The 25,526-nt window shown below is 62.2% G+C and carries 31 protein-coding genes; 27 read left to right on the forward strand and 4 right to left on the reverse strand.

What is annotated here, in order from left to right; genetic code table 11:
* The first annotated feature begins 61 nt into the window (after window positions 1-61).
* From tuf to DAD99_RS22050, 3 genes are all read left to right on the forward strand, one after another.
* Window positions 62-1,252 (forward strand): elongation factor Tu, encoded by a 1,191-nt coding sequence (gene tuf / locus DAD99_RS13840; RefSeq protein WP_111906637.1) that lies wholly within the window; start codon window positions 62-64, stop codon window positions 1,250-1,252.
* A gap of 154 nt (window positions 1,253-1,406) precedes the next feature.
* Window positions 1,407-5,690: a hypothetical protein gene (locus DAD99_RS13845; protein ID WP_193342016.1), complete on the forward strand. Its 4,284-nt coding sequence runs from the start codon at window positions 1,407-1,409 to the stop codon at window positions 5,688-5,690.
* A complete protein-coding gene (locus tag DAD99_RS22050) occupies window positions 5,678-5,803 on the forward strand; it encodes a hypothetical protein (RefSeq protein WP_255527485.1) in 126 nt (41 codons plus the stop codon). Before DAD99_RS13845 ends, DAD99_RS22050 begins: the two co-directional genes overlap by 13 nt.
* Window positions 5,804-5,886: 83 nt before the next feature.
* Here the strand turns inward: DAD99_RS22050 and DAD99_RS13850 are convergent, their stop codons facing one another.
* Window positions 5,887-7,338, reverse strand: coding sequence for a GH1 family beta-glucosidase (locus DAD99_RS13850; protein ID WP_193342017.1), 1,452 nt, complete (start codon window positions 7,336-7,338; stop codon window positions 5,887-5,889).
* 446 nt (window positions 7,339-7,784) lie between these two features.
* Between DAD99_RS13850 and rpsJ the strand changes: the two genes are divergently transcribed.
* The 23 genes from rpsJ (at window position 7,785) to map (ending at window position 20,854) form a co-directional block, all read left to right on the forward strand.
* Window positions 7,785-8,093 carry a 30S ribosomal protein S10 gene (gene rpsJ / locus DAD99_RS13855; RefSeq protein WP_038464699.1) on the forward strand — a complete coding sequence of 103 codons (309 nt, stop codon included), beginning with the start codon at window positions 7,785-7,787 and terminating at the stop codon, window positions 8,091-8,093.
* 17 nt (window positions 8,094-8,110) lie between these two features.
* On the forward strand, window positions 8,111-8,761 hold the full coding sequence (gene rplC, locus DAD99_RS13860) for a 50S ribosomal protein L3 (RefSeq protein WP_160673120.1): 651 nt from the start codon (window positions 8,111-8,113) through the stop codon (window positions 8,759-8,761).
* Between the two features lie 4 nt (window positions 8,762-8,765).
* Window positions 8,766-9,389, forward strand: a complete 624-nt coding sequence (gene rplD, locus DAD99_RS13865) for a 50S ribosomal protein L4 (protein WP_056344389.1) — start codon at window positions 8,766-8,768, stop codon at window positions 9,387-9,389.
* Window positions 9,386-9,691: a 50S ribosomal protein L23 gene (rplW, locus tag DAD99_RS13870; RefSeq protein WP_018773664.1), complete on the forward strand. Its 306-nt coding sequence runs from the start codon at window positions 9,386-9,388 to the stop codon at window positions 9,689-9,691. Before rplD ends, rplW begins: the two co-directional genes overlap by 4 nt.
* Before the next feature lie 29 nt (window positions 9,692-9,720).
* Entirely contained in the window at window positions 9,721-10,560 is an 840-nt protein-coding gene (gene rplB / locus DAD99_RS13875) for a 50S ribosomal protein L2 (protein ID WP_185261225.1), read from the forward strand.
* A 12-nt stretch (window positions 10,561-10,572) separates the two neighbouring features.
* Window positions 10,573-10,854, forward strand: coding sequence for a 30S ribosomal protein S19 (rpsS, locus tag DAD99_RS13880; protein WP_011775591.1), 282 nt, complete (start codon window positions 10,573-10,575; stop codon window positions 10,852-10,854).
* 38 nt (window positions 10,855-10,892) lie between these two features.
* The gene (rplV, locus tag DAD99_RS13885; RefSeq protein WP_056344381.1) at window positions 10,893-11,258 is read left to right on the forward strand and encodes a 50S ribosomal protein L22; all 366 of its coding nucleotides are present in this window, start codon (window positions 10,893-10,895) and stop codon (window positions 11,256-11,258) included.
* Window positions 11,259-12,101 (forward strand): 30S ribosomal protein S3, encoded by an 843-nt coding sequence (gene rpsC / locus DAD99_RS13890; protein WP_056344378.1) that lies wholly within the window; start codon window positions 11,259-11,261, stop codon window positions 12,099-12,101. It abuts the gene before it with no gap.
* Window positions 12,102-12,518, forward strand: coding sequence for a 50S ribosomal protein L16 (rplP, locus tag DAD99_RS13895; RefSeq protein WP_056344375.1), 417 nt, complete (start codon window positions 12,102-12,104; stop codon window positions 12,516-12,518).
* A gap of 2 nt (window positions 12,519-12,520) precedes the next feature.
* Window positions 12,521-12,850, forward strand: coding sequence for a 50S ribosomal protein L29 (gene rpmC / locus DAD99_RS13900; RefSeq protein WP_185261222.1), 330 nt, complete (start codon window positions 12,521-12,523; stop codon window positions 12,848-12,850).
* Entirely contained in the window at window positions 12,847-13,155 is a 309-nt protein-coding gene (rpsQ, locus tag DAD99_RS13905) for a 30S ribosomal protein S17 (RefSeq protein WP_056344371.1), read from the forward strand. Before rpmC ends, rpsQ begins: the two co-directional genes overlap by 4 nt.
* A 534-nt stretch (window positions 13,156-13,689) precedes the next feature.
* Window positions 13,690-14,058, forward strand: coding sequence for a 50S ribosomal protein L14 (gene rplN, locus DAD99_RS13910; RefSeq protein ID WP_024366126.1), 369 nt, complete (start codon window positions 13,690-13,692; stop codon window positions 14,056-14,058).
* Window positions 14,059-14,061: 3 nt separating this feature from the next.
* Window positions 14,062-14,421 (forward strand): 50S ribosomal protein L24, encoded by a 360-nt coding sequence (gene rplX, locus DAD99_RS13915; RefSeq protein ID WP_185261221.1) that lies wholly within the window; start codon window positions 14,062-14,064, stop codon window positions 14,419-14,421.
* On the forward strand, window positions 14,421-15,002 hold the full coding sequence (gene rplE, locus DAD99_RS13920; protein ID WP_185261220.1) for a 50S ribosomal protein L5: 582 nt from the start codon (window positions 14,421-14,423) through the stop codon (window positions 15,000-15,002). Before rplX ends, rplE begins: the two co-directional genes overlap by 1 nt.
* Before the next feature lie 78 nt (window positions 15,003-15,080).
* Window positions 15,081-15,479, forward strand: coding sequence for a 30S ribosomal protein S8 (gene rpsH, locus DAD99_RS13925; protein WP_056344363.1), 399 nt, complete (start codon window positions 15,081-15,083; stop codon window positions 15,477-15,479).
* Window positions 15,480-15,497: 18 nt separating this feature from the next.
* On the forward strand, window positions 15,498-16,034 hold the full coding sequence (gene rplF / locus DAD99_RS13930) for a 50S ribosomal protein L6 (protein WP_056344361.1): 537 nt from the start codon (window positions 15,498-15,500) through the stop codon (window positions 16,032-16,034).
* Window positions 16,035-16,036: 2 nt separating this feature from the next.
* Window positions 16,037-16,420 (forward strand): 50S ribosomal protein L18, encoded by a 384-nt coding sequence (gene rplR / locus DAD99_RS13935; protein ID WP_056344358.1) that lies wholly within the window; start codon window positions 16,037-16,039, stop codon window positions 16,418-16,420.
* Complete coding sequence (gene rpsE / locus DAD99_RS13940; protein ID WP_056344356.1) at window positions 16,417-17,157, forward strand: 30S ribosomal protein S5; 741 nt, start codon at window positions 16,417-16,419, stop codon at window positions 17,155-17,157. The genes rplR and rpsE overlap by 4 nt, the downstream gene beginning before the upstream one ends.
* A gap of 3 nt (window positions 17,158-17,160) precedes the next feature.
* Entirely contained in the window at window positions 17,161-17,367 is a 207-nt protein-coding gene (gene rpmD / locus DAD99_RS13945; RefSeq protein WP_056344352.1) for a 50S ribosomal protein L30, read from the forward strand.
* A complete protein-coding gene (gene rplO, locus DAD99_RS13950; protein WP_104062629.1) occupies window positions 17,368-17,850 on the forward strand; it encodes a 50S ribosomal protein L15 in 483 nt (160 codons plus the stop codon).
* A gap of 219 nt (window positions 17,851-18,069) precedes the next feature.
* Entirely contained in the window at window positions 18,070-19,380 is a 1,311-nt protein-coding gene (gene secY / locus DAD99_RS13955) for a preprotein translocase subunit SecY (RefSeq protein WP_185261218.1), read from the forward strand.
* Window positions 19,381-19,385: 5 nt separating this feature from the next.
* The gene (locus DAD99_RS13960) at window positions 19,386-19,955 is read left to right on the forward strand and encodes an adenylate kinase (RefSeq protein WP_193342242.1); all 570 of its coding nucleotides are present in this window, start codon (window positions 19,386-19,388) and stop codon (window positions 19,953-19,955) included.
* A gap of 71 nt (window positions 19,956-20,026) precedes the next feature.
* Window positions 20,027-20,854 carry a type I methionyl aminopeptidase gene (gene map, locus DAD99_RS13965; protein ID WP_193342018.1) on the forward strand — a complete coding sequence of 276 codons (828 nt, stop codon included), beginning with the start codon at window positions 20,027-20,029 and terminating at the stop codon, window positions 20,852-20,854.
* A 102-nt stretch (window positions 20,855-20,956) separates the two neighbouring features.
* Here map and DAD99_RS13970 read toward each other — a convergent pair whose 3' ends face one another.
* The 3 genes from DAD99_RS13970 to DAD99_RS13980 all read right to left on the reverse strand — a co-directional run bounded on the left by DAD99_RS13970 (window position 20,957) and on the right by DAD99_RS13980 (window position 24,250).
* Complete coding sequence (locus DAD99_RS13970; protein ID WP_185261217.1) at window positions 20,957-22,303, reverse strand: ABC transporter substrate-binding protein; 1,347 nt, start codon at window positions 22,301-22,303, stop codon at window positions 20,957-20,959.
* Window positions 22,304-22,373: 70 nt separating this feature from the next.
* Window positions 22,374-23,294: a carbohydrate ABC transporter permease gene (locus DAD99_RS13975; protein ID WP_193342019.1), complete on the reverse strand. Its 921-nt coding sequence runs from the start codon at window positions 23,292-23,294 to the stop codon at window positions 22,374-22,376.
* Window positions 23,291-24,250, reverse strand: a complete 960-nt coding sequence (locus tag DAD99_RS13980; protein WP_193342020.1) for a carbohydrate ABC transporter permease — start codon at window positions 24,248-24,250, stop codon at window positions 23,291-23,293. Before DAD99_RS13980 ends, DAD99_RS13975 begins: the two co-directional genes overlap by 4 nt.
* A 222-nt stretch (window positions 24,251-24,472) precedes the next feature.
* Here DAD99_RS13980 and DAD99_RS13985 point away from each other — a divergent pair, with 222 nt between their 5' ends.
* Window positions 24,473-25,474 (forward strand): P1 family peptidase, encoded by a 1,002-nt coding sequence (locus DAD99_RS13985; RefSeq protein ID WP_193342021.1) that lies wholly within the window; start codon window positions 24,473-24,475, stop codon window positions 25,472-25,474.
* Window positions 25,475-25,526 lie beyond the last annotated feature (52 nt).

The following is a 25,526-nucleotide window of genomic DNA, read 5'->3' on the forward strand; positions in this document are numbered from 1 at the left end:
TTTCTGCCGCGATAAGCGCGGTTGAAGGGTAAGTCATTTGAAAACGTTCTAGGAGGAACCTGTGGCAAAGGCAAAGTTCGAGCGGACTAAGCCGCACGTCAACATCGGCACCATTGGTCACGTTGACCACGGTAAGACGACGCTGACTGCCGCCATTTCCAAGGTGCTGTACGACAAGTACCCGACTCTCAACGAGCAGCGCGACTTCGCGTCGATTGACTCTGCTCCGGAAGAGCGCCAGCGTGGCATCACGATCAACATTTCCCACGTTGAGTACCAGACCGAGAAGCGCCACTACGCACACGTAGACGCTCCGGGTCACGCTGACTACATCAAGAACATGATCACCGGTGCTGCACAGATGGACGGTGCAATCCTCGTGGTTGCCGCCACTGACGGCCCGATGGCTCAGACCCGCGAGCACGTTCTGCTTGCCCGCCAGGTTGGCGTTCCCTACCTGCTGGTTGCGCTGAACAAGTCGGACATGGTTGATGACGAAGAGTTGCTGGACCTCGTTGAAATGGAAGTTCGTGAGCTGCTTTCGGCTCAGGGCTTCGATGGCGATGAAGCTCCGGTCGTTCGCGTTTCCGGTCTGAAGGCTCTCGAAGGCGACCCCATCTGGGTCAAGTCCGTTGAGGACCTCATGGCAGCTGTCGACGAGTCCGTTCCGGACCCCGTACGCGACCGTGACAAGCCGTTCCTGATGCCGATCGAAGATGTCTTCACGATCACTGGCCGTGGCACCGTTGTAACGGGCCGCGCCGAGCGTGGAACCCTTGCTATCAACTCTGAGGTCGAGATCGTCGGCATCCGCCCGGTCCAGAAGACCACGGTTACCGGTATCGAGATGTTCCACAAGCAGCTCGACGAAGCATGGGCCGGCGAGAACTGTGGCCTCCTGCTGCGCGGTCTGAAGCGCGATGACGTAGAGCGTGGCCAGGTTGTCGTCAAGCCGGGTTCCATTACCCCGCACACCGACTTCGAGGCCAACGTCTACATCCTCTCCAAGGATGAAGGCGGACGCCACAACCCGTTCTACTCGAACTACCGCCCGCAGTTCTACTTCCGCACCACGGACGTAACCGGCGTTATCACCCTGCCGGAAGGCACGGAAATGGTTATGCCTGGCGACAACACTGAGATGACCGTTGCGCTCATCCAGCCCATCGCCATGGAAGAGGGCCTCGGCTTCGCTATCCGCGAAGGCGGCCGCACCGTTGGTTCAGGACGCGTTACCAAGATCGTCAAGTAATTACTTGTTGATTACGGAGCGGATGGCCGCCTGACGGCCTGACGCAAAGTTTGGAACAGCCCCGCTGCTAGTGCAGCGGGGCTGTTCTTTGTTAGGATTAATCTAATCAATGGATTAACTGTGCGGGCTGGCCTGCCCTTGAAGGGGGATCGCCGTGAGGGACGAGGCTTATGATGCGGGCTACCGCGCCGGTCACCTTCAGGGGTGGCTTGACGCCGTGGCCAAACTTCAGTCGTCAGGCCAGTCATTTCCGGGCGCCACGCCAGCCCCAAGTTCCACCGGAGCAGACTCGCCGCCGGAGTGGTTGCCGGTATCACCTCCTGAACGAACGATCATCCAGGCGCCGTCAGGTTCGGCACCTTTTTCGACTCTGTCGCCCAGCGCGCCGGTGCCGCAGCGGATTCCGCCGCAGTCCCCGGTAGCCGCCTTCCAGGGAGATCCGGAGTCGCCGGCGGAGCGCCAGGCCCGGCGTGAAATGCGGGACCGGCAGAACATCAACATCACGCTGTACGTGGCCAGCCTGCTGCTGGTGGCTGCAGCGGCACTCTTCATCGGTACCAGCCTTCCGCCCATGTTGCGCTTTGCCGGAGTGTGCGCAGTCACGGCGCTGTTCTATGGAGCGGGATTTGTGCTGCACGCCCGGGCCCCTCGGTTGAAGCCAGCCGCCGTGGCATTCACCGGCACCGGGCTCGCCCTCGTTCCTGTGACCGGCCTTGCCCTCTACAACTTTGCGCTGCATCAGGGCCCGGCCGCCTGGCTGATCACGTCGCTGATTGGGACTGCTGCCTATGTTGCGGCGGCCGTCCGGCTCGAGAGCAGGGTCCTGGTGTACCTCTCCCTCACGTTTGTGGCCTCCACTGCGTTCTCCGGTGTTTCACTCCTGGGTGGCGCGCTTGTCTGGTACTTTGCTGTGCTCATAGCCGTGGCGGTGCTGCTCACGGGCGTTGCCCTCGCCCGGCCGTGCTGGCTGCCGCCGGTGTATGTGAGGCCGTTGATGGTCCTGCACCCGTTGGTGGTTCCCGCCGTTGCCGTCGTCGCCACCTGCGCACCCTTACTCCTGGACAAGGCAGAGTACGCCCTGGTCATGGGGATGTGCGGTATCTACTTCGCCCTGATGGCCGCCATCCCGGGGCGGTTCCGGCTGATCAACTTCTACGCGGCGCGAGCCGCCCTGACCCTGGCTGCCGCCGTCGAAATCTGGCATTTGACCGGCCGGGGGACCGATGCCCTGCTCGCCGCCAGCGTACTGTTCGGCGCGCAGGCTGGGGGACTGGCGCTTCTGTCGGAAAAGCTGACACTGTGGTTCCCCGAGCCACGGCAGGCTGAGTCATCCGCCGCCAGCAACAGCCCCACTGCCACCGGAGCGCGCTGGCAGTTTGATGCCCTGGCTACGTTTGCCCTCCAACTTACTGCCGTGACGACGTTCAGCATTCAGAGGATGGCTGCTGGCTTCTTCGGTTCAATTGAGGGCTACGGTTCAGTCGAAGCCGGCGCAACCGTGCCGCTTTGGGGGCCGGTGGCGTTGTCGCTGGCCACGGGCATGGTCCTGGCCGCCAGATGGGCCGGCCGGGCCGAATGGGCGCCAGTAGCCGCACTCGTCTTGGCCGGCATCGTTTCTCCTTCGATGGGTGCGTGGCCGCTGGCTGGAATGCTGCTGGCAGCTGCAGGCTTCTGGGCGATCCGTAGTGTCTTCGTGGCAGGCGATTTCCGCGGCCGGTTGGTTCTGGGGTCCCGGTTGGCCCTCACCTGTGCGGTCCCCGTAACCGTCGCGGCGGTGATGGATGACCACTCCGGGCGGGCAGAGGCGGCCGTGTTCGCGCTGTTGCTGGCACTCGTGTGCCAGCAACTCCTGACGGCGGTCGTGGAACGCGCGGGCGTACGGACGTTAGCGCCGGAGGCAACCTTGGGCGGCTTCGGTGCCGGGGGCGCACTGGTTCTGGTCGGGCTGCCGTTCATTGAGGCCTCGCCGGATCACGGCTTGACGGCCGTCGGCGTGATCGTCCAGCTCACTGCCGCTTTTGTCGTCGGGGCCCTGATGGTTCCACGGCCTTTGGAACCGGAATGGTTTGCAACGGTGTGGGAGGCCTTGCCGTTGGGTATGTCTGTGGTGGCCGCGGCGGTCGCGTTCCAGGCCGTTTCACAAGGTGCCGGCAACGTGGCGCTGCTGCTGGTAATGGCGTATCTGGTCGTCACTGCGACGAGTCAGCGCCTGCGCCAACACCGCTGGGCGTACTGGTGGTTCGCCCGGGCGGCAGCCACCGTCCTTGCCCTGACAGCCTTTCACCAGCTGCAGCAGGATGGAGGCCCGGTGGTCATCGCGGCCGAAGTGGTCCGTCCGGAAATGGTCCTGGTGGCCGTACTGGCACTTCAGCTGTGTCTTCCGCTGGTGGCCGCTATCCGCCGTCGTGCTCCCCGCGGGATCCTTGCGGACGCGGGCGCCCTGATCCTTCTCCAGCTGGCAGGCAGCGCCAGCCTTGCGCAGGCAGGTTCCGCCGACTGGCAGGGGAACTCCGCTGCAGGAGTCGTCGCCCTCGGCGCCGCCGCTTCGGGGTACTTCCTCCGTTGGGAGGCGGGTGCCGTCTGGCTGGCCCCGTTTGCCTTTGTATCGCTGCTGGTCCTCAGCGACGGCGACCTGCTTCGGGTGGAACTCATTGTGGGTACATTCGCGGTCTACGCCATGCTGATGGTGGTGGCCGAGCAGCAGCGCGCCAGGAAGGGATGGTACTTTGTGGCGGCCCGCGGGCTGACCGCGGGCCTCGCGCTGGTCCTCAGCTACGACATCACCGCCTCGCCCACTGTGGTTTCGGTGACGTTTGCGCTGGTGCTCGCGGCCCAGCACGCCGTCCGCTGGTTGATGCGCTCACGGCTGGCGGTCATCCCCTTCCAGCAGGCCGCAGTCTGGATCACCCTGGCGGGGCAGGCGTTGCTGCCGCTCGCGTACATGACGAGGCCTGGTGGCGTCGGGCTGCTGCGGCAGGATGACGACGGCGGCCGCTGGGTGGTGTTGCTGGAACTGCTGGTGTTGCTGGTCTCGGCAGTGGTGGCCAGGAGACTTTTCGGTGCCAGGGGAGCCTCCTACTTCGCTGTGTATGCGGCCCTCTTCGGAGTACTCGCCCTCGGCCCGCTGTTCACGTTCGGGGGGACGTTCGTGGTGTTCCCGGTCCTGAGCCACACAGGAACTGCGGTGGCCCTGCTGGGTGTCGCGCTGCTCGCAGCCGCAACCGGCATCTTGCGACGGCGGCAGTACGGTCGCTTACTGAACGGCCGCTCACAGCACGGGCAGGAACAGAACGGACACCTAGAGAACGCTCGCCGGCAGAAGGCTGGCGCCGCGGATGTCGAGCACTGGCTCTGGCTGGTTGCCGCCGGTTCGTTTGCCGGTGCCGGGCTGTTGATCTCGCCCTTGGCGGCCGACTGGGTGACGGGAGCGGCCGTACTGGTTCTGTCAGCCGTGTGTTTTACCGCGTCCCACATCGAGGAGCTGCCGGTCCTGTATCCGCCGGCAGCCCTGGCCGCGCTCGGCGGGTCCGTCGCCTTGGCGGCGGAGGCCTATCAGGACGTCCCGGGCGCCTGGGGCGGATTCCTGCCGTGGCTGACCGGCGCGGGTGTGGCTTCGGCCGGACTCTACGCGGTGCGGCTCGTGCGCAGCGGCCCGTTGCAGGTTGAGCCGGTGCGCCGTTGGTCGCTGGCCGGCATGGCCTTCCTGGGCCTCGTCCTGACGGTCTTCGTCGGAATCCGGCTCGATGCAACGTCCTGGACGGCCGCGGCCGTACTGGCCGCCGCCGTCGGAATCTTCTACCGGGAGGCACCCGCAAGGGCGCGACGGATCGCCGTGGAACTGGGCTCGTTGCTTCTGACCGCTGCCGTCCAGCGTGCTGCCATCTTCGAACTGGACGCGACGGGTGGAAGCGCAGGCCGGCACTTGACCGGTTCTCCGAGTCCATTCTGGGTTGTTCAGTGGTACGTGGTCCTGGCCGCTGTCCTCGGTGGGTTGCGGTACTTTTCCGGCAATCAATCTGCCGGCCGGTTTATGGTGGGCGCGGCGTCTATGTTGCTCTCCGTGAGCGGCCTGGGCATAGTGTTCGGCGGCAACGGTGGGCAGCAGCTGTGGGTTCTGGTTCTTCTCGCCCTTCTGCTCGCGGCCGGACTTGGCCTGGGGGAACGGATGTTTGTCTGGTGGGGCGCGGCCGGGGTGGCGGCCTGCATTCTGTGGGCCATGCGGCAGTACACATTCCTGTTGCTGGCGTTCATCGCCGTCGGGCTGATCGTCTTTGCCGTCTGGCGGTTGAACCACGGAACGGCCGGTCAAACGCCGGACGAAGGCCCGGAGATGAATCCTGGTCCTGAGCTGAACCAGCCGTCCCGCGAGGACAGGTACCGTCACGCCGGCCCTGATACTGTTGCTGACAGCGAGAGGAGTACATCATGGGATGGCTGATATTTCTGATCATCGCGGTAGCCGTGGTCGCCGGAGTTTTCTGGGCCAAAAAGCATTTCCGCACCGAGATTGACCGCGCCAAACGCATCAACCGGGCAAACAAGGACAAGTAGCAGGGCCGGCCGGCGTCAGCGGGGCGTTCGTCCGGGATCGCCGGGGGTCAGCCTGGTGTCAGCCGCAGTTCAGCCGAGCAGCTTCACGCTGGAGGGCCTTCGCCGGCCAGGGATTTCCTGGCCTGGCTCAGCGCCCGGTACCAGTAGAACGATTCCTTGGGTGTGCGCTGCAGGGTGTCGAAATCCACGTGCACCAGGCCGAAGCGCTGCGAATACCCTGCAGCCCATTCGAAGTTGTCCATAAAGGTCCAGACGTAGTAGCCGCGGAGGTCCACGTCGTGGGCGATTCCACCCGGTGCCGTCGCTTCCAGCGCGTGCCGCAGGTGGTCCGCGATGTAATTGATCCGCTGCTGGTCCCGGATAGGGCCGCTTACATGGTCGGGTTCAGGGAAGCTGGCACCACTTTCCGTGATGTAGATCGGCGGCAAGGCATCCCGGTAGCGGTCCTTCAGCTCGCGCAACAGGATGCCTAGATGCTCGGGTGCTACCGGCCAGCCGAAACCCGTGGTGCCGTATTCGGGAAACGTCTCCTGGTGGAACGGCACCCGCACCATGGCCTCGGCGGGACCCGTGGGGCTTTCGGCCGGGCCCCGTCCGGCTGCCACCTTCGTGGGGTAGTAATAGTTCACCCCGTAAAAGTCCAGGGGTTGGTGGATGGTGCGGAGGTCGGCGTCGGAGATTCTGCCGAAGGACCGGAACCACGGCTTGGCGATGAGCGGCGGGCGTGGGTAGCTGCCCAGGAGGACCGGATCGGCATATATCCGGTTGAGCATCAGGTCAAACACCAGCGCGATGTACTTGTCCGTGATTTTCCGCGTGGCTGGCCGGACGGGGGAGTGGAGGTTGGTCACGCCGATTCCGCCGCGGACCCCGGCTGCACGCAACGCCTGGACAGCCATGCCATGGGCAAGCAACTGGTTGTGGACGGCAGGAAAGGCATCAAAGAGCAAATCCTGTCCGGGGGCGTGAACGCCCAAAGCATAGCCGTTGAGAACTACAGAGGCGGGTTCGTTGAGGGTGACCCATTGGTCCACGCGATCACCAAAACGCCTGCCGGCTTCCCCGGCGTACTCAGCGAAGCGATCGGCGGTTGCCCTGTTCATCCAGCCGCCACGGTGCTCCAGGGGCAGGGGCGTATCCCAGTGGTAGAGGGTGGCCATGGGCGAGATGCCGGCCTCGAGCAATTGGTCGATCAGGCGGTCGTAGAAGTCCAGGCCCTGCTTATTGAACGCGCCGCGGCCGTCCGGCTGGATCCGCGGCCACGAGATGGAAAAACGGTAGGAATCCACGCCGAGATCCCGCATCAGGGCCACATCTTCGGGCGAGCGGTTGTAGTGGTCGCAGGCCACCGCGGGGGAGTGGCCATCGATGATGGCGCCGGGTTTCTCCGCGAAGGCGTCCCAGCCGGAGGGGCCCCGTCCGTCAACGGACAGGGCGCCTTCGATCTGGAAGGCGGCCGCGGCAACTCCCAAGGTGAACGAGCGGGGAAGACGGCCGGCCAGATCCTGGACGGAAACGTCATGTTCGACGGTCATCCCCCAATCATCCATTCGGACAATGCCGAAGGCAATGACCCCGGGCGGCGCAAGATCCGAATGCGCAGTGTGCTGGCACGTCCGCTGTAACGGGAGGTGCCAGCCTGCAGATTCGCTTCTGGGCATAATATCCGGCATACTAGATGAGTTGTTCAAGCGCTTCTTCGTGTCCCGATCCGGATAATGCCGGGTGTCAGGGTCCAAGTGGAAGCCCAAACATAACCCACTCCCCATGGAACTGCGGATTTGTATGCGTGCTAAGCGCGACACGCCCGACCGCGGGGGTCGGTTACGTCGGCAGGTTGAGGAACCCGGATTCATCCGGATTCAGCTTGTGCGGCGGGTGGTAGTTCAGACTTCAAATGCTTCGGCAGCCACATGCAACAAGAAAGTGAACAGAGCAGCCCTCACCGGGAGCAGCACTAACTGAAAGAGAGTCAGGCGACATGGCGGGACAAAAAATCCGCATCCGGCTGAAGTCATATGACCACGAGGTCATTGACGTTTCAGCACGGAAGATCGTTGAGACGGTCACGCGCGCAGGCGCAACGGTAGTTGGCCCCGTGCCGCTGCCGACGGAGAAGAACATTTACTGTGTTATCCGCTCTCCGCACAAGTACAAGGACAGCCGCGAGCACTTTGAAATGCGCACGCACAAGCGTCTTATCGACATCATCGATCCCACGCCGAAGGCTGTTGATTCGCTTATGCGTCTCGACCTGCCGGCCGACGTGAACATCGAAATCAAGCTGTAGGGAGGTGCTGAGAGACTATGACCGCAACCCGTAACGTAAAGGGCCTGCTGGGCACGAAGCTCGGCATGACCCAGGTCTGGGACGAGAACAACAAGCTCATCCCCGTCACTGTGGTCCAGGCAGATTCGAACGTCATCACCCAGCTGCGCAACGCAGCCACTGATGGCTACGTAGCTGTTCAGATCGGCTACGGCCAGATCGATCCCCGCAAGGTCACCAAGCCGCTGGCTGGTCACTTTGAAAAGGCAGGCGTCACGCCTCGCCGCCACGTCGTCGAACTGCGCACTGCAGATGCTGACACTTACGAGCTGGGCCAGGAGCTTTCTGTTGAGCTCTTCGAAGCCGGCCAGAAGATCGACGTTATTGGCACCACCAAGGGTAAGGGCTTCGCCGGTGTTATGAAGCGTCACGGCTTCCACGGTGCTCCCGCCTCACACGGTGCTCACAAGAACCACCGTAAGCCCGGTTCAATCGGTGGCGCATCCACCCCGAGCCGCGTCTTCAAGGGCATGAAAATGGCCGGCCGCATGGGCGCCGTTCGTCACACCACGCTGAACCTCACGGTTCACGCAGTTGACGTCGAGAAGTCGCTGCTCCTCATCAAGGGTGCCGTCCCCGGCGCCCGCGGCCAGGTCGTACTCGTACGCACCGCCGTGAAGGGAGCCTAGTTCAATGACTAGCACTGTCAAGGTTGACCTGCCTGCAGAGATCTTCGACGTTCAGACCAACGTGCCGCTGCTGCACCAGGTCGTCGTAGCCCAGCTCGCTGCTGCTCGCCAGGGTACCCACAAGACCAAGACCCGCGCCGAGGTTTCCGGTGCAGGTCGCAAGCCGTTCAAGCAGAAGGGCACCGGCCGCGCCCGTCAGGGTTCAATCCGTGCTCCTCACATGACCGGTGGTGGCGTAGTCCACGGTCCCACACCGCGTGACTACAGCCAGCGCACCCCCAAGAAGATGATTGCCGCTGCACTGCGCGGCGCACTCTCTGACCGGGCACGCAACGGACGCATCCACGTTGTTGCTGAACTGGTGGAGGGCACCAAGCCGTCCGTCAAGAACGCACTGGCAACGCTGCGCGGAGTTTCCGAGCGCAAGAACCTGCTGGTTGTCATCGAGCGCGCCAACGATGTTGCAGCACTTTCCGTGCGCAACCTCGCCGGTGTTCACGTTCTGTACGCAGACCAGCTGAACACCTACGACGTACTCGTCTCTGACGACGTTGTCTTCACCAAGGCTGCCTACGAAGCATTCGTTGCTGACCGGGCAGTAGCAAAGAACGAGGAGGATGCCAAGTGAGTGCAGCCACCATCAAAGACCCGCGCGACGTCGTGCTTGCACCCGTCGTATCGGAAAAAAGCTACGGCCTGATCGATGAGGGCAAGTACACCTTCCTGGTGGACCCCCGCTCGAACAAGACCGAGATCAAGCTGGCCGTGGAGAAGATTTTCTCCGTCAAGGTCGAATCGATCAACACCATCAACCGTGCCGGTAAGCGCAAGCGCACCAAATTCGGATGGGGTACCCGCAAGAACACCAAGCGTGCAATTGTGAGCCTCAAAGAAGGCACCATCGACATCTTCGGCGGTCCGCTCTCGTAGCGGAGACCACTTTAACGAGGAAATAAATTATGGGAATCCGTAAGTACAAGCCGACTACCCCGGGCCGTCGTGGCTCGAGCGTAGCGGACTTCACCGAAATCACGCGGTCGACGCCGGAAAAGTCGTTGGTACGTCCGCTGCCCAAAAAGGGCGGCCGTAACAACTCCGGTAAGATCACGACCCGTCACAAGGGTGGTGGCCACAAGCGCCAGTACCGTCTGATCGACTTCCGTCGCCACGACAAAGACGGCGTCAACGCCCGCGTTGCCGAAATCGAGTACGATCCGAACCGTACGGCTCGCATCGCCCTCCTGCACTACATTGATGGCACCAAGCGCTACATCATCGCTCCGAACAAGCTTTCCCAGGGTGACGTTGTTGAGGCAGGTTCCGGTGCTGACATCAAGCCCGGTAACAACCTGCCGCTGCTCAACATCCCGGTTGGTACCGTAATCCACGCAGTTGAACTGCGTCCGGGTGGCGGCGCCAAGATGGGCCGCTCCGCCGGCGCATCGATCCAGCTTGTTGCCAAGGAAGGCCGCTTCGCCCAGCTGCGTCTGCCTTCCGGCGAAATCCGCAACGTTGACGTGCGCTGCCGCGCAACCGTCGGCGAGGTCGGCAACGCCGAGCAGTCGAACATCAACTGGGGTAAGGCCGGCCGCATGCGGTGGAAGGGCGTTCGCCCGACCGTCCGTGGTGTCGCGATGAACCCGGTTGACCACCCGCACGGTGGTGGCGAGGGTAAGACGTCCGGTGGACGTCACCCCGTCAACCCGAACGGTAAGCGGGAAGGCCGCACCCGGCGTCCCAACAAAGAGAGCGACAAGCTTATTGTTCGTCGCCGTCGTACTGGCAAGAACAAGCGATAGGAGCCTGGACACATGCCACGCAGCCTGAAAAAAGGTCCTTTCGTTGACCAGCACCTCTTTGTAAAGGTAGCCAGGGAAAACGATAAGGGCACCAAGAACGTCATCAAGACCTGGTCCCGCCGTTCGATGATCATCCCCGACATGCTCGGGCACACGATCGCCGTACACGACGGACGCAAGCACATTCCGGTGTTTGTCACCGAGTCGATGGTCGGGCACAAGCTCGGCGAATTCGCTCCCACGCGGACATTCCGCGGCCATGTCAAGGACGACCGTAAGGGCAAGCGCCGCTAGGCGCCTGCACTTACGTCAAAGACGAGAGAAGGAAAGCAATGGAAGCCAAGGCAATTGCGCGTCACATCCGCGTAACGCCTATGAAGGCCCGGCGCGTCGTCAACCTTGTTCGTGGTAAGCAAGCGAATGAGGCTCTGGCAATTCTGAAGTTTGCCCCCCAGGCAGCTTCGGAGCCGGTATTCAAGGTAGTACAGTCGGCAATCGCAAACGCCCGGTCCCTCGCGGACCGCGACGGTGTTTCGTTTGACGAAAGCGACCTCATCATCAGCGAAATGTTCGTTGATGAAGGCCCGACCATGAAGCGGTTCCAGCCGCGTGCTCAGGGTCGTGCATTTCAGATCAAGAAGCGCACCAGCCACATCACTGTGGTAGTCGCTACACCTGAGAAAGAGGAGGCTCGCTAAGTGGGACAGAAGGTTAACCCGCACGGGTTCCGACTCGGCATCACCACCGATCACGTATCGCACTGGTTCGCTGACAGCACCAAGCCCGGACAGCGGTACAAGGACTTCGTTCGCGAAGACATCCGTATCCGCCAGCTCATGTCAGTTGGCATGGAGCGCGCCGGTATCGCCAAGGTTGAGATCGAGCGCACCCGTGACCGTGTCCGCGTGGATATCCACACGGCACGTCCCGGCATCGTTATCGGCCGCCGCGGCGCTGAAGCAGACCGCATCCGCGGCGAGCTTGAGAAGCTGACGGGCAAGCAGGTCCAGCTGAACATCCTCGAGGTCAAGAACCCCGAGATGGAAGCACAGCTTGTTGCCCAGGGCGTTGCTGAGCAGCTGACTTCCCGCGTGGCTTTCCGCCGTGCGATGAAGAAGGCAATGCAGTCCGCTCAGCGTGCAGGTGCCAAGGGCATCCGTATCGCCTGCTCCGGTCGACTGGGTGGGGCAGAAATGTCCCGCTCGGAGTTCTACCGCGAAGGCCGTGTGCCCCTGCACACCCTCCGTGCGAACATCGACTACGGCTTCTACGAGGCCAAGACCACCTTCGGCCGCATCGGCGTGAAGGTCTGGATCTACAAGGGCGACGTCACCGCCAAGGAACTGGCTCAGCAGGCAGCTGCTGCTCCGTCCCGTGGCCGCGGCCCCAGCGACCGTCCGGGCCGCCCGGGTGGCGCCGGCGGCGCTGACCGTGGTGACCGCCGTCGTCGTACCGACCGTCCGGCAGCGGAGGCAGCTCCGGCTGCCGAGGCTCCGGCAGTTGAGGCTGCACCTGCTGCAGTAGAAGGAGGACAGGCTTAAATGCTTATCCCACGTCGAGTCAAGCACCGTAAGCAGCACCACCCGGGTCGTTCCGGCGCTGCTACGGGCGGCACCAAGGTCTCCTTCGGTGAATGGGGTATCCAGGCTCTGAGCCCGGCATACGTCACCAACCGTCAGATCGAGTCTGCCCGTATCGCGATGACCCGCCACATCAAGCGTGGCGGCAAGGTCTGGATCAACATCTATCCGGACCGTCCGATCACCAAGAAGCCTGCCGAAACCCGCATGGGTTCCGGTAAGGGTTCGCCGGAATGGTGGGTCTCAAACGTCAAGCCGGGTCGGGTTCTCTTTGAGATCTCCGGCGTCGAGGAATCGGTAGCTCGCGAGGCCCTGCGCCTGGCAATCCACAAGCTCCCGTTGAAGGCACGCATTTTGCGTCGCGAAGGTGGTGAATAGAAATGGCAGTAGGATCCAAGGAACTTGCATCCGCACAGCTGGACACGTTCGACAACGAGCGCCTCGTTGAAGAACTCCGGAAGGCTAAGGAAGAGCTGTTCAACCTGCGTTTCCAGTCCGCCACCGGTCAGCTGGAGAACCACGGTCGTCTGCGCGCGGTAAAGAAGGACATCGCACGCATCTACACCGTTCTCCGTGAGCGCGAGCTGGGCATTCGTGCCGAGGTTGCCGCACCGGTTGTGGAAGCCAAGGAAGAGAAGAAGTCCAAGAAGGCTGCAGCCAAGAAGGCCGAAACGGCTGAAACGGTTGAGGCCGAGGAGGATGCCAAGTGAGTGAAAAGGACGAGAACGTGACGGAAACTGTTTCCGCAGCAGCTACGGCTGGCGAACGCGGTGACCGTAAGACGAAGCGTGGCTACGTAGTCTCGGACAAGATGGAAAAGACCATCGTTGTCCAGGTAGAAGACCGCGTAAAGCACGCTTTGTACGGCAAAGTCATCCGCCGCAACACGAAGATCAAGGCTCACGACGAAGAGAACAGCGCCGGCATCGGCGACCTCGTTCTCCTCGCCGAGACCCGCCCGCTGTCCGCTACCAAGCGGTGGCGTCTGGTCGAGATCCTCGAAAAGGCTAAGTAACACCCGCAGCCTGCCTGCAGGTACTGCACCGGAAACCCCCGCTCCCTCTTGGGCGCGGGGGTTTCCTGCGTTTTGTTGCGGGTGGGCCGGCTGGCGGTGTCACGCGGAGCAGGTTCTTGGGGGACGTCCGACGGCGGGAGGCCGGGTTTCCGGGGGAGTGGCACCGCTGGTGGGCCGAAAGCGTGCCGTGCGTGACGCCGTCGTGCGTTGCCGGCTCTAGAAGGCAGTGGTTGTGCTCTGTATGCCGCCGTGTGATATGGGAGATGGCCCCAACTGTGCTAGGATATTGAGTTTGTATGGCGCCCTCTGTGCGCCGTTATCAACCTCGTAAACAATCGTGCCACGGCATAGTGCCCCCTAGCGCCTCGGACCTGTCCGGATCCGCCTGGGAAGCAAATGTTTTTGGCACGGGAGTTTAGGCCTGGTCTGGCAAAATCCAGGCAGGTCAAGAGACACCCCGATCAACCGTTCCGCAAGGCTCATTCCGTAGGAAGATTTTCGGTCTGAGAACCGGCGCGACGCAAGGAGTAAATAGTGATTCAGCAGGAGTCGCGACTCAAGGTCGCCGACAACACGGGTGCTAAGGAAATCCTTACCATTCGCGTTCTCGGTGGATCTGGCCGTCGCTACGCAGGCATTGGCGACGTCATCGTCGCTACCGTCAAGGATGCAATTCCGGGCGGCAACGTAAAGAAGGGCGATGTTGTGAAGGCAGTCATCGTCCGTACCAAGAAGGAACGCCGCCGTGCGGATGGTTCCTACATCAAGTTTGACGAGAACGCAGCTGTGATCCTGAAGGCTGACGGTGACCCCCGCGGTACCCGTATCTTCGGACCGGTTGGTCGTGAACTTCGTGACAAGAAGTTCATGAAGATCGTTTCTCTGGCTCCGGAGGTGCTCTAGTCCATGGCTAAGATCAAAAAGGGTGACCTCGTTCAGGTCATCACTGGCGCCAAGGCTGAGCGCGGCGGCGACAAGGGTAAGCAGGGCAAGGTTCTGCGCGTATTCCCCGAGACCAACCGCTTGTTGGTTGAGGGCATTAACCGCGTAACCAAGCACACCAAGGCCGGTCAGTCGCAGCGCGGCACCAAGACCGGTGGCATCGAGGTCGTAGAAGCTTCGATCCACATCTCCAACGTGGCTCTGGTTGACCCGTCCACCAAGAAGCCCACCCGCGTCGGTTTCCGCACCGAGACCGTTGAGCGCGATGGCGTGAAGCGCGAAGTGCGTGTCCGCGTGGCCAAGAGCTCCGGGAAGGACATCTAATGACTGAGACTCTCGAGACTCCGGCAGCGAAGATCGTTCCTCGTCTGAAGACCAAGTACGCCGATTCCATCAAGAGCACGCTCGTTGAGGAATTCAAGTACAGCAACGTGAACCAGGTTCCCCGCCTGGTGAAGGTCGTTGTGAACATGGGTGTTGGAGATGCCGCTAAGGACTCCAAGCTGATCGACGGCGCTGTCCGCGATCTGACCCTGATCACCGGCCAGAAGCCGCAGGTAACCAAGGCCCGCAAGTCGATCGCGCAGTTCAAGCTGCGCGAAGGCATGCCCATCGGCGCGCACGCAACTCTGCGTGGAGACCGCATGTGGGAATTCCTGGATCGTCTGGTCACGCTGGCTCTGCCCCGTATCCGCGACTTCCGCGGCCTCAGTGGCAAGCAGTTCGACGGCAACGGCAACTACACCTTCGGTCTGACCGAGCAGGTTATGTTCCACGAAATCGACCAGGATTCCATCGACCGCGTACGCGGCATGGACATCACGGTTGTAACCACCGCCAAGACCAACGACGAAGGCCGCGCGCTGCTTAAGGCACTCGGCTTCCCGTTCAAGGCCGAAGACTAATCTAACTACGTAACAGGTCCTTCGCTGAAGCTTTATGCGGCAGCGAGGAAACCGTTATGAGGAAGGGCAAGAGCCCAAATGACAATGACTGATCCGGTCGCAGACATGCTTACGCGTCTGCGCAATGCAAACTCGGCGTACCACGATTCCGTGTCCATGCCGTACAGCAAGCTCAAGGCACGCGTTGCCGACATCCTGAAGGCTGAAGGTTACATCGCCTCCTGGAAAGAAGAAGACGCAGAGGTTGGCAAGAAGCTGACCTTGGACCTTAAGTTCGGACCGAACCGCGAGCGTTCAATCGCTGGCGTTCGCCGTATTTCCAAGCCGGGCCTGCGTGTTTACGCAAAGTCCACCAACCTCCCGCACGTGCTCGGTGGCCTGGGTGTCGCAATCCTGTCCACCTCTTCCGGCCTCTTGACTGATAAGCAAGCCGGCAAGAAGGGCGTGGGCGGCGAAGTCCTCGCCTACGTCTGGTAACGGGAAAGGAAGAGAATAATGTCACGTATTGGACGTCTCCCCATCACCGTTCCTGCCGGCGTTGAGGTCAAGGTTGACGGCTCTGTCGTCAGCGTCAAGGGTGCCAAAGGCGAGCTGAACCACACTGTGGCCAGCCCGATCGAGGTTTCCCTGGAAGCAGAGACCCTGACTGTCGCCCGCCCGAACGACGAGCGCGCCTCCCGTTCACTCCACGGCCTGACCCGCACCCTGATCTCGAACATGATCGAGGGCGTTACCAAGGGCTACGAGAAGAAGCTTGAAATCGTTGGTACTGGTTACCGCGTTCAGGCCAAGGGATCTGACCTTGAGTTCGCTCTCGGCTACAGCCACCCGGTAAATGTCACCGCACCGGACGGCATCACCTTTGCAGTTGAGACCCCGACCAAGCTCTCTGTTTCAGGTATCAACAAGCAGCAGGTCGGCGAGGTTGCTGCCAACATTCGCAAGCTGCGGAAGCCGGACCCCTACAAGGGCAAGGGCATCCGCTACGCAGGCGAAGTCATCCGCCGCAAGGTCGGAAAGGCTGGTAAGTAACCATGGCCATCTCAATTAACAAGAAGCGTACGAACAAGAGCAAGTCTGCTTCGCGCAGCCGCCGCCAGCTTCGTATCCGCAAGCGCATCTCCGGCACGGCTGTACGTCCTCGTCTGGTCGTCAACCGCTCCGCACGCCACGTATTCGTCCAGGTTGTCGATGACACCAAGGGCCTGACCGTAGCAAGCGCCTCCACACTGGAAGCCGACCTTCGTGCATTCGAAGGCGACAAGACCGCCAAGGCCAAGCGCGTTGGCGAGCTCGTTGCCGCTCGTGCCAAGGCTGCCGGTATCGAAGCTGTTGTCTTCGACCGCGGTGGTAACAAGTACCACGGCCGGATCGCCGCCGTAGCTGACGGTGCACGTGAAGGTGGGCTGTCACTGTGACGGAAGCAAACAAGGAAAAGGACACTGTGTCTGCAGATCAGAAGGCTACTGAAGCCGTAGCTGCTCCGGCCACTGAGACCACTGCGCCCGCAGCTGCTGCCGATGACCGCCGTGGTGGCGCTCGTCGTGGCGGCGAGCGTGGCGACCGTGCTCAGGGCGGTCGCGACGGCGGCCGTGGTGGCCGTGGTGGCCGCGACGGCGGCCGCGAAGCCGAGAAGAGCCAGTTCATTGAACGCGTTGTCACCATCAACCGCGTTTCCAAGGTGGTCAAGGGTGGTCGTCGCTTCAGCTTCACCGCTCTGGTCGTCGTTGGTGACGGTAACGGCATGGTCGGCGTGGGCTACGGCAAGGCTAAGGAAGTTCCCGCCGCAATCGCGAAGGGCGTTGAAGAGGCCAAGAAGTCCTTCTTCCGCGTTCCCCGCATTGGGAACACCATCCCGCACCGCGTTCAGGGTGAGGCCGCTGCCGGCGTCGTAATGCTGCGTCCGGCTTCTGCCGGTACCGGTGTTATTGCCGGTGGTCCGGTTCGCGCCATCTTGGAGTGCGTGGGCATCCACGACATCCTCTCCAAGTCGCTGGGTTCCTCCAACGCCATCAACATCGTTCACGCGACTGTTGCTGCGCTGAAGCAGCTCGAAGAGCCGGCAGCAGTGGCAGCACGCCGCGGCCTGCCGCTGGACGAGGTTGCTCCGCCGGCAATGGTGAAGGCAATCCTGAACCAGAAGGCGGGTGTCTAAGCCATGGCTAAGAACCTGATTCCCTCCGACCTTCAGTTGGAGATCACTCAGATCAAGTCCGCCATTGGCGGCAAGCAGAACCAGCGCGACACCCTTCGGTCCCTCGGCCTGAAGCGGATCGGACACACCGTTGTCCGCACCGCCGACGCCGTGACGGTTGGAATGCTCAACACGGTTCCGCACCTGGTAAAGGTAGAGGAGGCGAAGTAAATGGCAGAGAAAAAGATCGCCGCAGAGACTGCTGAGAAGCAGAACACACTGAAGGTTCACCACCTGCGTCCCGCCCCGGGTGCCAAGACCGCCAAGACCCGAGTTGGTCGTGGTGAAGGTTCCAAGGGTAAGACCGCTGGTCGCGGTACCAAGGGTACGAAGGCCCGCTACCAGATCAAGGCTGGCTTTGCCGGCGGCCAGTTGCCGCTGCACATGCGCTTGCCGAAGCTGCGCGGCTTCAAGAACCCGTTCCGGGTTGAGTTCCAGGTTGTAAACCTGGACAAGCTCAACGAGCTGTTCCCGGAAGGTGGCACAGTCACCGTGGAGAACCTGGTCGAAAAGGGCGCTGTTCGCAAGAACCAGCCCGTCAAGGTGCTTGGCACCGGCGACATCACCGTCAAGGTTGACGTCACCGTCCACGCATTCTCGGCCAGCGCCGCAGAAAAGATTGCAGCAGCAGGCGGAAGCACCACCGCTCTCTAGTAGACGGTGGGCGAACGCCCGTTGTGAACTCCCGGTGTGCAAGGCCCCCAGGGCCCTGCACACCGGGAGTTTTTTCGCATCCGCCTGCCGACTATTTCCGCCCGTTCGCCGCAATCGCGGGTTCGCGGATTATTCGCATGGCCGATCCACCCGTTAGACTCGGTTGTTGGGATTATTGTCCCCCATCACACCACGCTTATAAACAACACAGGAGGACGCTTGCTTAGCGCAATTGGCCGGGCCTTTCGCACGCCTGACCTGCGACGCAAGTTGTTGTTCACGCTGGCAATCATCACAATCTTCCGCTTGGGTGCGTTCATCCCCTCGCCTGGTGTGAACTACCAGAATGTCCAGCAATGCTTGCAGAACGGTCAGAGCGCTGGCGGGCTTTATCAGCTCGTCAACCTGTTCAGCGGCGGTGCCTTGCTTCAGGTGTCCATCTTCGCGCTGGGTATCATGCCGTACATCACGGCCAGCATCATCGTGCAGCTGCTCCGGGTGGTCATTCCCCGGTTCCAGGAGCTGTACGAGGAGGGCGCCTCCGGGCAGTCCAAACTCACCCAGTACACGCGGTACCTCACCATCGCCCTGGGCCTGCTGAACGCCACGACGCTGGTATCGCTGGCACGTTCAGGCCAGTTGCTACCGGGCTGTGCCCTGCCGATCATTCCTGACGACAGCATCATCACCACCATACTGCTGATCATCACGCTGACCGCCGGCACCGGGCTCATCATGTGGATGGGCGAACTCGTCACCGAAAAGGGTGTGGGCAACGGCATGTCGCTGCTCATCTTCACCTCCATCTCGGCAACATTCCCCACGTCTCTGGGCGCCATCTGGAGCTCACAGGGCCCGGGTACGTTCTTTATGGTCCTGGTGATCGGCCTGGTGACGGTTGCCCTGGTGGTGTTTGTGGAGCAGTCCCAGCGCCGTGTCCCGGTGCAGTACGCCAAGCGGATGATCGGACGCCGGACCGTCGGCGGCACCAGCACCTACATCCCCATTAAGGTGAACATGGCAGGCGTGATCCCCGTGATCTTCGCATCGTCCATGCTCTACCTGCCGGGACTGATCTCACAGTTCAACCAGCCCAAAGCGGGCGAGGCTCTCGCGCCGTGGGTTGAGTGGATTAACAACAACCTGACCCGAGGCGACCACCCGATCTATATGGCGCTGTACTTCGCCATGATCGTGTTCTTCACCTACTTCTACGTCGCGATCACCTTCAACCCTGAAGAGGTCTCGGACAACATGAAGAAGTACGGCGGTTTCATCCCGGGTATCCGTGCCGGAAAACCGACCGCGGATTACCTGCAGTACGTGCTCTCCCGGATCACGCTGCCCGGTGCCCTGTACCTGGGCTTCGTGGCACTGATTCCGCTGGTGGCACTGGTACTGATCAACGCGAACCAGAACTTCCCGTTCGGTGGCACCTCGATCCTGATCATGGTGGGCGTTGGCCTTGAAACCGTCAAGCAAATAGATGCGCAGCTACAGCAACGTCACTACGAAGGGCTTTTGCGATGACGAAAATGTTGATTATTGGACCCCCCGGTTCCGGAAAAGGAACGCAAGCGGAACGCATTTCCGAGCGCCTCGGCGTCGTGGCGATTTCCACCGGTGATATCTTCCGCGCCAACGTGAAGGGCGAAACTCCTCTTGGCATCGAGGCCAAGAAGTACATGGACGCCGGGGACTTCGTTCCGGACAGCGTCACCAACAAGATGGTCCGTGACCGCCTCAGCGAGCCGGACGTCGAAAACGGCTTCCTCCTGGACGGCTACCCGCGCACCACGGCGCAGGTGGACTACCTGGACGGTATCCTCGCGAAGAGCGAAGAAAAGCTCGACGTCGTCCTGCAGCTCACAGCCGACGACGAAGAACTCGTCTCCCGCCTGCTGGGCCGTGCCAAGGAAACCGGCCGGAGCGACGACAACGAAGCCGTTATCCGCCACCGCCTGGACCTGTACCACGGGCAGACCGAAGCCGTTGTGGCCAAGTATGCCGAACGCGGCATCCTGACCCAGGTTGACGGCATCGGCGGCATCGACGAGGTCACCGACCGCGTGATGCAGGCTATCAAGGCAGCCCAGGCCGCCTAAGCCAGGCACACCAGCTTTTCGAGGCTCCTCCCGGCATCCGGGAGGAGCCTCAGCTATTGAGAGGACACACCATGGCCTTCGGCCAGCCCCGTATCGAATACAAGACGAACGCCCAGATGCGCATCATGCACGACGCCGGGCTGGTGCTGGGCCGCGCGCTCGACGCCGCCGTGGCGGCCGCGGCTCCCGGCGTCACCACCAAGCAGCTGGACGATGTTTTCGCCGCGGTGCTGAACGAGGCCGGCGCCAAATCGAACTTCCTCGGGTACCACGGCTTCCCCGCCACCATCTGCACCTCCGTGAACGAGGAAGTGGTGCACGGCATCCCCGGCGGCAAGATCCTCAACGACGGCGACATCATCTCGATCGACGGCGGCGCGATTGTTGACGGCTGGCACTCCGACTCTGCACGGACCGTCATTGTGGGCAAGGTTGACCCTGAGGACCAGCGGCTCTCCGACGTCACCCAGGCCGCAATGTGGCGTGGCATCGCTGCGCTGGCCACCGGCAGCCACGTGGGCGACATCGGCGCAGCCATCGACGACTACGTCTCGTCCGTCCCTGGGAAGCCGCTGGGCATCCTGGAGGACTACGTTGGCCACGGTATCGGCTCCGAAATGCACATGGCCCCGGATGTCCTGAACTACCGCACCAGCCACCGCGGTCCCAAGATCAAGCCCGGACTGTGCCTCGCCATCGAGCCTATGCTGGTCCGCGGCAGCATCGACACCGCCGTGCTGGAGGACGATTGGACCGTGGTGACGACGGACGGCAAGCGCTCGTGCCAATGGGAGCACTCGGTTGCCGTCCACGAGAAGGGGATCTGGGTACTTTCAGCCCCCGACGGCGGAGCGGAGCACCTGGTGCCGCTCGGCGTCGTGCCTGTCCCGATCCCGTAGGTTCTTCGACGCAGGTTTGCCGTCGACGCGCAAAATCCCTGTCGCTATCTGAATACCGGTAGCGGCAGGGATTTTGCGTATCGCATGGCACTTAGTGCATCGTCACGCCTTGAGCTTCGGCTTAACATCCTTGGTGTAGATTCCCTCGAGTGTGGCCCTCAGCTCGGTCATGGTGGCCTTTACGTCGCCTTCCTGGGTAAGGATCTTGGCGGCAGCTTTGGCCATCTCCTGGTCGGCGCCTGGGAGAAACACGCGGGCGCGGTCCTGCACCTTGGTTACGGCAAGTTGGTCCATGGCGGTCTTGATCTGGGGAGTTCTGGCCAGCACCGCCGTCATGTCGGCGGAGGTGCGGGTCGGCATGTAACCGGTGGCGGCGGAAAATGCCGCCGTGTTTTCAGGCTCGGTCATGAACTTCAGGAACGTTCCCGCGGCGAGCTGTTCCTCCTTGCTGATACCGCTCGGGATGCCCAGGCCGGCGCCGCCCGTGGGGCAAACTCCGCTTTTCGCTTTGGGGCCGCCAGGAAGGAAACCTACGCCAACGTTGAAGGTGGCAGACTTCAGCACCCCGAGCAGGGAACCGGTCGAGGAGATGGTGGAGGAGGTCAGACCGGCCGAGAAATCGTCGGCGGCTTCCTTGGACGAGACCCCCGCCCAGGCGTGCTTATAGATGGAGTCCTGGGCCCACTGCAAAGCTTCCACCGATTCGGCCGAATCACAGGTGATCTCCCAGTCCGTTGACCAGCCGCCGCCCCAGCCCCAAAGGTTGTTCTGCAGGGTCCAGCCTGCGTAGCCGGCCAGGGCGGGATAGATGTAGGCATACTGTGCACCGGAGGCCGCTTTCAACTTCGGGGCCCACTCGCCAAATTCCTGCCACGTTGCGGGCGCCCGGTCCGGCAGGCCTGCGGCAGCAAAGTGGTCCTTGTTGTAGTAGAACAACGGCGTAGAGCGCCCGTAGGGAAGCGCCCACTGCCTGTCGTCGTACTTGTAATCGTCCACGAGGGATTGTCGGAAATCGTCGACTTTGATGTCCAGCTCCTTGATCAGTCCGTCGACCGGAATGATGCTGCCGTTAGTGAAGTAGCGGAACCACCAGACATCGGACAGGACCACAACAGCGGGCAGCCCCGATTTGGCGGCCTGCGAGGTCTGGAACTTCTGCGCGATTTCCTCGTAGTTCGCTCCGGCCGTGACCAGGTTTACTTTGATGTCCGGGTACTTCGCGTGGAATTTTTCGATGATGGATTTCTCGACGTCCTGGGACTTGCCCGGGTGGTTGGACCAGAAATCGATCTTCGCGGCCGGCTTGACGCCGCTGAAATCAATGTCCGCCGCTTCGCTTGCTGCCGTGGTGCCGCCCGTGTCAGGGCCCCCGCAGGCGGAAAGCGCTGCCGCACTGGCGGTGACGCCGGCGAGGCCCAGGAAGTGCCGTCGGTCAAGATTCGTGGTCATGATGGTTCCTTTCGGTTGTTGCCTTAAAGGGATTTGCTGCTTCTGGTGGAAGAACGACGGCGGACGCGGGTCAGCCGGTAACGCTGCCTTGGGTGAGGCCGGCAACGATGTAGCGCTGCAGTGCTGCGAAGATCACCAGGATGGGTACGATGACCAGCACGGCGCCGGCCATGAGGATGCCCCAGCCGGAGGCGTTGCTTTCGGAGTTCTGCAGCAGCGTCAGGCCGACCGGCAGGGTCATGGTTTCCGGACGGTCCGTGATGATGAGCGGCCAGATGTATTCGTTCCATTCACTGACAACTGTCACCAGCGCAACTGTGGCAATGGAAGGAACCGAGACCGGGACCACGATCTGCCACAGGCGGCGCCAATGACCCGCGCCGTCAATCTCGGCGGATTCCAGGATCGATGCTGGCAGGGTCAGGAAGTGTTGCCGAAGGAGGAACGTTCCGAATGCGGTTCCCAGTCCTGGGAGGATGATGCCCCAGAGAGTATTTTTGCCGCCCATGCCGGCGATCAGAATGTAGTTGGGCAGGATGGATACCTGCGGCGGTACCATCAGGGCCACAAGAATCAGTATGAAGATGGCGTTTTTGAAGGGGAAGCGGACGAAAACCAGCGCATAAGCGGTCAGGATGGCCAGCAGCACCTTGACGGTGGCGCCAACCACGGTCACGATCGTGCTGTTGATGAAGAACTGGGCGAACGGCACGGTGGTCATTGCGATGTTGTAGTTCTCCAGGTTGACGCTGTCCGGAAGAATCTGCAGGTCCGTGGTGATGATTTCACCAGGCTGTTTGAGGGAACTCAGGATCATCCACAGCAGGGGCAGGAAAACCACCATCGTGGCAATAAACAGCGGAATGTACCCGCCGACGATTGTCTGGACCAGGTTCCGGGCCGAGAACGGACGCTCCCGGGGCACAAATGCTTCAGGGTGGACGAGCGGGGGAGCGCCCGGGTCGGGGTTGACCGGCGACAGGGAACTCATGAGTAATGCACCTTTCGTTCCACGAAGCGGAGTTGGAGCAGGGTGACGACTAGCAGGATGGCAAACAGGATCACGGAAATCGAGGCGGAGTATCCGGCCCTGTTGAAGGCCCCGAATGCCTGCAGGTAGGCCTCGTAGATCAGGGTGCTGGTGCCAGTCCCGAGCGGCGTCATTATCCGGATCAGGTCGAAGGCCTGAAGGGAGCTCAGCATGCTGGTGATGAGCAGGAAAAAGGTGGTGGGTGACAGCAGCGGGATCGACATGCTGACGAAGCGCCTGAATCCGTTCGCCCCATCGAGCGAGGCGGCTTCCATAACGTCCTGGGGCAGTGATTGCAGGCCGGCAAGGTAGACCACGGCGCAATATCCGAGGTTTTTCCAGATGTAGACGAGGATGACCATCACCAGGGAAAGCTGCGGGTCATTGATCCACTGCGGGCTCTGCTGTCCCACGCCGCGGAGGATCCAGGCCAGCACACCGTAGCCGGGATCGAAAATGAACAGCCAGACCAGGCCCACCCCCACGCCGGACAGCACGTACGGAGCGAAAACCGCCGACCTCGCGAACGTTGTGCCGCGGACCTTGGAGTTCAGCGCCAGGGCGATGAGCAGGCCAAGGATCATGGAGCCGCCCACTGTCACCAGTGTGAACACTGCCGTGGTGCCGAGCACCTTGGTAGCGTCGTTGCTGCTGAAGAAGGTGACGTAGTTGTCGAGTCCCACCACCGTTGCCGACGCCGAACCCAGGGTCCAGTCAAGGGTCGAGTAGTAAATATTGCTGATAAGCGGGCGGTAGGTAAACACGGCGATGAGTACGAGGTTTGGGAGTGCCAACGCCAGGAACACGAAGAAGTCCCGCCGGGCCCGGCCGGACCAGTGCTTCGGGCGTCGCCGCATTGGCGGGCCAGGAGGGCCAGGCGGCTCTGTGGAAAGTGTGGAGGCGAGTTGACGAGTCATGAGGGTCTCCAACAGATCGGGGCCCGCTCTAGGCGGGCCCGGCGGGCAGGGGATCTAGCCATACTTCACCACACGGTCGGTGAGCAGAATCCCGCATAAGCCCTCGCCAGAGGATTGTTGTTGGAGGCTTCATCGCCCATTAACGCCGTGTTTCCAGCAGTATTGCACAGTGTTTGTTTGACGCGCCGGAGCGCCGGTCCGCGATGGAGCACAATGGAGCCCATGGGAGCCATAACTGACGTGCCGGGGATTCGGGTAGGACACCAGCAGAGGACCGGCGACGGCTGGCTGACAGGCGTAAGCGTGGTCCTGCCGCCGCCGGGGACAGTCGGTTCCGTGGACGTCCGCGGCGGTGGTCCCGGCACGCATGAGACTGACGCGCTGGACCCCACCACGCTGGTGTCCACCGTGGACGCTGTGGTCCTCACCGGCGGCAGTGCCTACGGGCTCGCATCCGCCCACGGTGCGCAGAGCTGGTGCGAAGAGAACGGCCGGGGCTTCGCCGTCCCCGGGGGAGTGGTGCCGATCGTCCCAGCCGCCGCCATCTTCGACCTGGGCAGGGGCGGCGACTTCTCTGCGCGCCCGACGGCGGACATGGGCTACGCAGCGACTGTTGCGGCCGCTGCCGAAAAGGACGGGCACGACGTCGGACGCGGCAGTGTGGGCGCCGGCACCGGAGCTCTCATTGGCCGGGGACAGTTCAAGGGCGGACTGGGTACGGCATCGGTCATGCTCGAGAACGGCGTGGTTGTAGGGGCGCTGGCCGTGGTGAACGCACTGGGGTTTCCCGTGGAGGCACTTCCGGGAAATCCCGAACCCTCCGCGCGCTCGGTCGTGCCGCCCCACGAGTTCCCTAACTTCGCAAGCTCGGCCAGGGAACCCGGCTCGCGTGGGCCCACCTTAGACGCGCGCTTGCGGGTTCCCGATTCCCCGTCAGCGGATGCCGGCCCACCGCCGCTCAACACGACACTTGTAGTTGTGGCGACAAACGCCATCCTGGACCCCGCCGAGTGCTACCGGACTGCCTCTGCTGCACATGCTGGGCTGGCTCGCGCGCTCAATCCGTCGCACACGCTGGCCGACGGGGATACTGTGTTCTGCCTCGCCACTGGCGACGTGGCGCTGGACCGCAGTACTGAAACTGCCCGGCAGGTGAGTCTTATTTCCCTGCAGAGCGCGGCAGCCGACGTCGTACGCTTGGCGATCCTGGACGGGATTGTGTAACTCGGTATTTTTTGGTAACTGAGTACAGATGTAGTAATGTTGCTTGTTGGTT

Origin of the sequence: Pseudarthrobacter sp. AB1, assembly GCF_014926485.1 — a bacterium.
Classification (GTDB): domain Bacteria; phylum Actinomycetota; class Actinomycetes; order Actinomycetales; family Micrococcaceae; genus Arthrobacter.

Excerpts from the sequence above, each read along its gene's own strand:
- rplO (WP_104062629.1), top strand. The coding sequence starts at position 17,368 with ATGGCAGAGAAAAAGATCGCCGCAGAGACTGCTGAGAAGCAGAACACA.
- rplD (WP_056344389.1), top strand. The coding sequence starts at position 8,766 with ATGACTAGCACTGTCAAGGTTGACCTGCCTGCAGAGATCTTCGACGTT.
- rpsJ (WP_038464699.1), top strand. The coding sequence starts at position 7,785 with ATGGCGGGACAAAAAATCCGCATCCGGCTGAAGTCATATGACCACGAG.
- rplE (WP_185261220.1), top strand. The coding sequence starts at position 14,421 with ATGACTGAGACTCTCGAGACTCCGGCAGCGAAGATCGTTCCTCGTCTG.
- rpsS (WP_011775591.1), top strand. The coding sequence starts at position 10,573 with ATGCCACGCAGCCTGAAAAAAGGTCCTTTCGTTGACCAGCACCTCTTT.
- DAD99_RS13980 (WP_193342020.1), bottom strand. The coding sequence starts at position 24,250 with ATGACTCGTCAACTCGCCTCCACACTTTCCACAGAGCCGCCTGGCCCT.
- DAD99_RS22050 (WP_255527485.1), top strand. The coding sequence starts at position 5,678 with ATGGGATGGCTGATATTTCTGATCATCGCGGTAGCCGTGGTCGCCGGA.
- DAD99_RS13960 (WP_193342242.1), top strand. The coding sequence starts at position 19,386 with ATGTTGATTATTGGACCCCCCGGTTCCGGAAAAGGAACGCAAGCGGAA.
- rplP (WP_056344375.1), top strand. The coding sequence starts at position 12,102 with ATGCTTATCCCACGTCGAGTCAAGCACCGTAAGCAGCACCACCCGGGT.
- rpsH (WP_056344363.1), top strand. The coding sequence starts at position 15,081 with ATGACAATGACTGATCCGGTCGCAGACATGCTTACGCGTCTGCGCAAT.
- rplX (WP_185261221.1), top strand. The coding sequence starts at position 14,062 with ATGGCTAAGATCAAAAAGGGTGACCTCGTTCAGGTCATCACTGGCGCC.
- rplF (WP_056344361.1), top strand. The coding sequence starts at position 15,498 with ATGTCACGTATTGGACGTCTCCCCATCACCGTTCCTGCCGGCGTTGAG.
- rplB (WP_185261225.1), top strand. The coding sequence starts at position 9,721 with ATGGGAATCCGTAAGTACAAGCCGACTACCCCGGGCCGTCGTGGCTCG.
- rplV (WP_056344381.1), top strand. The coding sequence starts at position 10,893 with ATGGAAGCCAAGGCAATTGCGCGTCACATCCGCGTAACGCCTATGAAG.
- DAD99_RS13985 (WP_193342021.1), top strand. The coding sequence starts at position 24,473 with ATGGGAGCCATAACTGACGTGCCGGGGATTCGGGTAGGACACCAGCAG.
- DAD99_RS13975 (WP_193342019.1), bottom strand. The coding sequence starts at position 23,294 with ATGAGTTCCCTGTCGCCGGTCAACCCCGACCCGGGCGCTCCCCCGCTC.
- map (WP_193342018.1), top strand. The coding sequence starts at position 20,027 with ATGGCCTTCGGCCAGCCCCGTATCGAATACAAGACGAACGCCCAGATG.
- DAD99_RS13970 (WP_185261217.1), bottom strand. The coding sequence starts at position 22,303 with ATGACCACGAATCTTGACCGACGGCACTTCCTGGGCCTCGCCGGCGTC.
- rpmD (WP_056344352.1), top strand. The coding sequence starts at position 17,161 with ATGGCTAAGAACCTGATTCCCTCCGACCTTCAGTTGGAGATCACTCAG.
- rpmC (WP_185261222.1), top strand. The coding sequence starts at position 12,521 with ATGGCAGTAGGATCCAAGGAACTTGCATCCGCACAGCTGGACACGTTC.
- rplR (WP_056344358.1), top strand. The coding sequence starts at position 16,037 with ATGGCCATCTCAATTAACAAGAAGCGTACGAACAAGAGCAAGTCTGCT.
- DAD99_RS13850 (WP_193342017.1), bottom strand. The coding sequence starts at position 7,338 with ATGACCGTCGAACATGACGTTTCCGTCCAGGATCTGGCCGGCCGTCTT.
- rplC (WP_160673120.1), top strand. The coding sequence starts at position 8,111 with ATGACCGCAACCCGTAACGTAAAGGGCCTGCTGGGCACGAAGCTCGGC.